4 protein-coding genes and 2 pseudogenes are annotated in these 5,661 nt (G+C 43.0%); all 6 read right to left on the reverse strand.

Annotation, left to right across the window (positions count from 1 at the left end; translation table 11 throughout):
- Positions 1-190 precede the first annotated feature (190 nt).
- Positions 191-934, reverse strand: coding sequence for a LytR/AlgR family response regulator transcription factor (locus tag ACFPYJ_RS23595; RefSeq protein ID WP_379190682.1), 744 nt, complete (start codon positions 932-934; stop codon positions 191-193).
- Positions 935-948: 14 nt separating this feature from the next.
- Positions 949-2,541 carry a LytS/YhcK type 5TM receptor domain-containing protein gene (locus tag ACFPYJ_RS23600; RefSeq protein ID WP_379190683.1) on the reverse strand — a complete coding sequence of 531 codons (1,593 nt, stop codon included), beginning with the start codon at positions 2,539-2,541 and terminating at the stop codon, positions 949-951.
- A 153-nt stretch (positions 2,542-2,694) separates the two neighbouring features.
- The gene (locus ACFPYJ_RS23605; protein ID WP_379190684.1) at positions 2,695-4,209 is read right to left on the reverse strand and encodes a sodium:solute symporter family protein; all 1,515 of its coding nucleotides are present in this window, start codon (positions 4,207-4,209) and stop codon (positions 2,695-2,697) included.
- Positions 4,209-4,409, reverse strand: coding sequence for a DUF3311 domain-containing protein (locus ACFPYJ_RS23610; protein WP_379190685.1), 201 nt, complete (start codon positions 4,407-4,409; stop codon positions 4,209-4,211). Before ACFPYJ_RS23610 ends, ACFPYJ_RS23605 begins: the two co-directional genes overlap by 1 nt.
- Before the next feature lie 380 nt (positions 4,410-4,789).
- Positions 4,790-5,086: pseudogene (locus ACFPYJ_RS23615) on the reverse strand (reverse transcriptase domain-containing protein); the annotation flags it as partial.
- Between the two features lie 353 nt (positions 5,087-5,439).
- A pseudogene (locus ACFPYJ_RS23620) lies at positions 5,440-5,661 on the reverse strand (hypothetical protein); the annotation flags it as partial.

The following is a 5,661-nucleotide window of genomic DNA, read 5'->3' on the forward strand; positions in this document are numbered from 1 at the left end:
CTCTAGGCAATAGACTAATGGGTGTCGCCGAGGCTTTCTCTGTGTCTACTTTTTTGAGGCAAGGTCATTTAACATCTTTACGATCTCATTCAGCTTGTTGAGGCTTAGGTTTAAACTAATCACTCCATTTCCATCCGGCAGTGACATGCCAACCCCGTTCTTTAACCATTTCTTCATATATCCAGCTACTTTAAATCTCTAGCTTTAGGCGCAGCTCTCTCAAATAATTCCGACTTACTGGAACAGAACTTTTGGACTTATCCCCCATCATCAGGTTATACGCTCCATTGATCCAAGCTTTTAATTCTACAACGTGATTCAAATTCACCAAATAACTTTTATGGCTGCGAAAAAAGGAAAATGACTTCAGCTTTCCCTCCAATTCGTACAACGTATAGTTGTTTGTTTTGTAAATTTCGTCTTTGGCGTGTATTAAAACATTCTTACCTTCTGTGCTGATATAGATAATCTCTAGTGGGGACAAATATTTAATGGAGCCATTCACATCAATAGCCAGCTTAAGTGGCCCGGCATGCTGTGAATGAACCGTACTGCTTTTTTCCGTAAGTTGGATCTCCTGCACAATCTCCTGCACAATCCCCTCAATATTAACCTCATCATATGGCTTCAATAGATAGTGAAACGCCCGCAGCTTAAATGCTTCAATCGCATATTGATCATACGCGGTGCAAAATATAACTTTCGACTTTACTCCCAGCTCTTGGATCACTTCGGCTGCTTGAAGCCCTGTTAAGCCAGGCATTTCAATATCAAGAAAGATAAGATCAGGCTCGATTTCCTTCGTCAGCTTAATCGCATCTATGCCGCTTTTGGCCTGGAAGATTTGCTCCACTTCCTCAACATTTTGAAGCAGATAACTCAATTCTTCACGAGCAGGAACTTCATCATCCACAATTAATATCTTTAACCCCATGCCTTATTTCCCTCCTACTTGATCCAAAAGTAAACCTTTGTTCCTTTTCCGACCTCGGACTCTATATGAAGCGCCTGATCCAAGCTGTAGTGAAAGCGGAGCCGCTGCTCAATATTGTGCAGTGCTAATCCCGTGTGGTCATCGCTATCCTGCTTCTTTACGGAGGGAAATCCTACCCCATCATCCTCCACGAGAATGAGAACCCTATCCCCATCCTCCTTAATTACCAGCTTGATCGTTCCCCGTTCTAACGATTGGATGCCATGGATGATCGCATTTTCCACCAAGGGCTGAATGGTAAAAGGCGGCAGCTGGCGTTCTTGGACTCTTTCATCAATGATCGTAACGATCGTCATCTTTTCTCCCAGCCGAGCCTTTGATAAATCCAGATAGGCCATCACCAACTCTAGCTCCTCACGGATCGAGATCATAGGCTTACTGCTGTTCGTCATATTTTTGCGTAAAAATGTAGCAAGTTGTATCACTAAATGGCGCGCCGTCTCGGGCTCAGTTCGGATAAAGTATTTAATCGTGTTCAAAACGTTAAACAAAAAGTGGGGACTCATTTGCGATTGTAAAGAACGAATTTCAGCATCTGCCACAAGCCTTTCTTGCTTCTCTGCTTCCACAAACGCATATTGCTGAGACAGCAATATGGCCAGGGAACCCATCATCATTTGCCGATAAGGATTGATATCCTGCTGCCGATCGAAGTACAATCGATAACTGCCAATTCTCTTTTTATTTTGCATCTCGATGGGCATGTCAATCCAGTATGCTGTTTTCCTGCCTTCTTTCACAGATTCAGCATTTGTATCCTTACTAAAGAATGCGCCGACTGCATGGGTCTCCTCCACAAGTACTTGAGCAATTTGGCGGACCGACTGATCAAAAGGACTTTTCCAAAAAGGCAAGGTCATATCGGCAATCTGCAATGCCTTTCTTGCATGGACGGAGCCAATTCGCTCTTCTTCATACTCGATCGTATTATGAACCATGAAGAACAAAGCCACACCGACACTGTTAGCAATCGTTTGCGGGAATCCGATCAACTGCACCAGATTTATAGCATCATTCCATGGCTTAGCCAGTAAGAGAATTAAAACCATCTGTAGAGCTTCCGCTATAAAGCCAACTATAAAAGCTAAGGGTACTATCGATACGTGGCGGAATCTTTTCTTGATGGCGCCGCGGCAAAAGCCAGCTACAATTCCCTGCAGGATGGGAGCTACCATACAAGCAAAGGCAACAAATCCCCCTAAACTGTAACGGTGAAGCCCCGCAAATAGTCCAACGATAAATCCGCTTTGCACCCCACCAAGTAAGCCTGCGATGACCACCCCTACCGTTCTCGCATTAGCGATCGCTTCTGTGGCGGCCACATTGCCGACCCACGGGGCTGGGTGGTAATCGTAACCGGTGACAGCAACACCCGAATACGTACCCAGAATGGCATACATGCTGAAAAACAAGAGGAACCGCCAATGGTATCTTAGTTCCCCTTGATAGCTCATATAGCTTCGCATCCATTTACTGCGCGAGAATACATATGCTGTTGCGATCAAAAACCCCACCCTTTCCAGCATATCAACCATCAGATGCAGCATTGCATGTACCCCCCTCTTTCTCAGGCTCTTACAATCAGATTAACTACTTCTCTCACTTCCTACAAGAAGAATAAAGAAATAGACCAGTTGATGGCTCTTCTGGTCTATTCCTAGTATGCCCTTTAAGTTGTCTGCTTAAGGTGTCTCAAACTGCTATGCCGATTTGGGACTTTCGAGAGTTGAGTCACTTAATTTAGCCGCGCCTTTTGATTCAAAAATTGTATTCATAACTGAATTGGTACGAAGCTTTGCTTTCTTCACATAAATCACATTAACCAACCCTAACACCATAATGTTAACAAGGAATCCCCAAAATCCTTCATACACGCCATAGGATTGACCGTTCGCATATACAAGGAACACAGTTATCATACCTGCAATCAAACCAGATATAGCTGCTTCCTTGGAAAGATTTCTCCAAAATAAGCTGAAGACAACAGCAGGGAAAATCTGCACGATGCCAGAAACACCCATAAGTTGAAGAGAAATCAATGCATTCGGAAACATTAATCCAAATATCAAAGCTAGACCGATAACCAGAAAGACCATATAGCGGGTAACACCCGTCAATGTTTTCATGCTTGCTTTAGGTGCAATCAAATCTCGATAAATGTTATTCGCAAATAAATTGGATGCCCCAATGGCCATTATCGAACAGGGTACTAAAGAAGCGAGCGCAATGGTAGAATAAGCCAATCCCTGCATCACACCGCCATAAGATTGATGAATCAATGTTAGAAAGGCGAACCGGGGATCCGTTCCCTTGGGAACAACAAGACTTGCTGTGATACCTAGAAAAGTTACGAGCATCAATACAATGTTGTAAAAAGGAAGAATAATGGTGTTTTTCCGCAGCGAATCAGCGCTTTTTGAACTGAATATGCCTGTAACCGTATGCGGCCACATAAACAAAGCCAAAGCAGAGACTAAAGAAGCAGTAGAAAACCATGAAATCCCTTTTGCGCCAGTCGAAGGAATCGTTAACATTTGGGGAGACTGAGCTACAGCCGTATCCATCATACTTCCCCAGCTTCCAAAATGAATAATAGGGATGGTCACGACCATGTACAGCATGATTACCCAAACCAAAATGTCCTTTATAATCGCCGTGTAAGTCGGAGCTTTAATACCGCTGAAAAACGTATACAAGGCTACTAGAGAAAAAGATACAATAACCACTAAAACAACATTAATTTGACCGTTACCCGCCACCTTTATTGTGTCCAAAATACCGCTTAGCTGAAGATCAATATAAGGGATCAGCATGAAAACACCGGTTATAGCGACTAAAACAGACAATGTTTTACTTTCAAATCTGCCTTTAACATAGTCAGCCAACGTAGTAAATGAATGCGCTTTGCCAACTTTCCACAGCTTAGGTAAAAAGAAATAAGCGATAGGATATGCAAGCACAACATAAGGAGTCGCAAAAAAGGCGATACTTCCTCCTTTAAACGCAGAACTCGTGAGTCCAAGGAATGTATATGCGGTATATACGTCTGCACCAATCAAAAACCAAACAAACAAACTGCCTAGCTTTCTTCCGCCAAGGGACCATTCTTCAACAGAACTCCTGGAAGATTTGTTCCGACCTGCTAAAAAGCCGATCAACATAACTAGAATAACAAGAGATGATGTAATATAAAACGCTGTCAAATTCCCCTGCATTATTCAACACCTCCTGATCGTTTCTGAATCTGATAAATACCCAAAGTAAAAAGCGGCGTCAAAATCATCCATAACAGAAGCCAAAAATGCAGCATGGGAAACCCAAGAATTAGAGGATGAATTCGGTTCACCAATGGGATCGCTATCAATTGGGCGATGAAAGGAATAACTGCTAATATAAATATCATGATGTTTTTCATTTAACTTATGCCCCTCCTATTTCATGTATAAATCTTGAAATGATTCATAAAATCACAACTTCATCATTATAAAATAAATTGAAGTATCCTAAAATGCTTTGGGACTGACATGTTGAAATCGCTATCTTACATGCTGATATTCCGGTATCAAAGGACTTTTTACACAACAGATGCAAAAAGCCATCGATGAATTCGATAGCTCATGATCGAGTTTAGTTACACGCCCCGCTTGTTTCCCCACAACCAAGTAATACGAATGTAAATGTCAATCAAAAAGTTGACCACCGTGCTAACCTAAAAGTTGACCACCCCGGCAGAAAAAATTGGCACCCGTAGGTACCGGTGTGAGGGGGCTCCCCCGAGGGGGAGCCCGTTAAAAGACCGGCTACCCAGTGATCGAGGTCGTTCAGTACAATATTAGAGAGCAGTGTTGACAGCAAGCCCCCTTGAGGCACGCCTTTTGATGGTATTCCTTCTCCCTCGATTTCAGCTTTTAGCATTTTGGAGATGCATGCTAGAACCTTTCTATCCTGGATACCCATATTCCAAAGTTGCTTCACGAGCAAGGTATGGTTGACATTGTCGAAAAAACCTTTTTTGTCAATGTCCACTACAAAATGCATAGACGCCTGATTAATGAGGAATTGCACTCTTGCCATGGCATGGTGTGTCGATCGACAATCGCTGCCGCTCCGATAAGTATTACTGGTTTTTTACCGACTAATAAACGTAATTCCTCAATGTATCCCAAATTAACAAATCCCCCTCAAGTTAATTTTTACACCTCTGATCTTACCATTAAATTGCAAAAAACAGGCGACCTTACCACGCTAAACTGCCAGCTAACGTAACGAGGCTGCCGGTCGATTCCGTGGCAGCCTAGGTGTGGTTTATTGAGAACATTCAACTCTCCTATACTTACTCATTTTTACAAGCGGTGTAAGTATAATTTTCCCCCAAATCCCTTTTATTCTAAACGCTTAACAATCCTGTTTGTAGAGTAGGGGACTGGTTTACCAGTCCTCCCTCATCAAACCGTACGAGCAGTTTTCCCGCATACGGCTTTCCGATGTTCTTCACCTAGCGCAGTATAGCTGCCCCAAGCACTGACTCGTTTCAGTCCCATACGACCGAGTACCTCGGTGACCCTTCTCGGGTGCAGTTGGTTCCGCTTGTGCTTTTTGTTCCAGTACAGTGTCAGTCTACGAATAATATGCCAGTCAACTTTTAATAGAAATTTGTTCGTCATGCC

It is taken from the genome of Paenibacillus solisilvae (assembly GCF_042656405.1).
Lineage (GTDB): Bacteria > Bacillota > Bacilli > Paenibacillales > Paenibacillaceae > Paenibacillus_Z > Paenibacillus_Z solisilvae.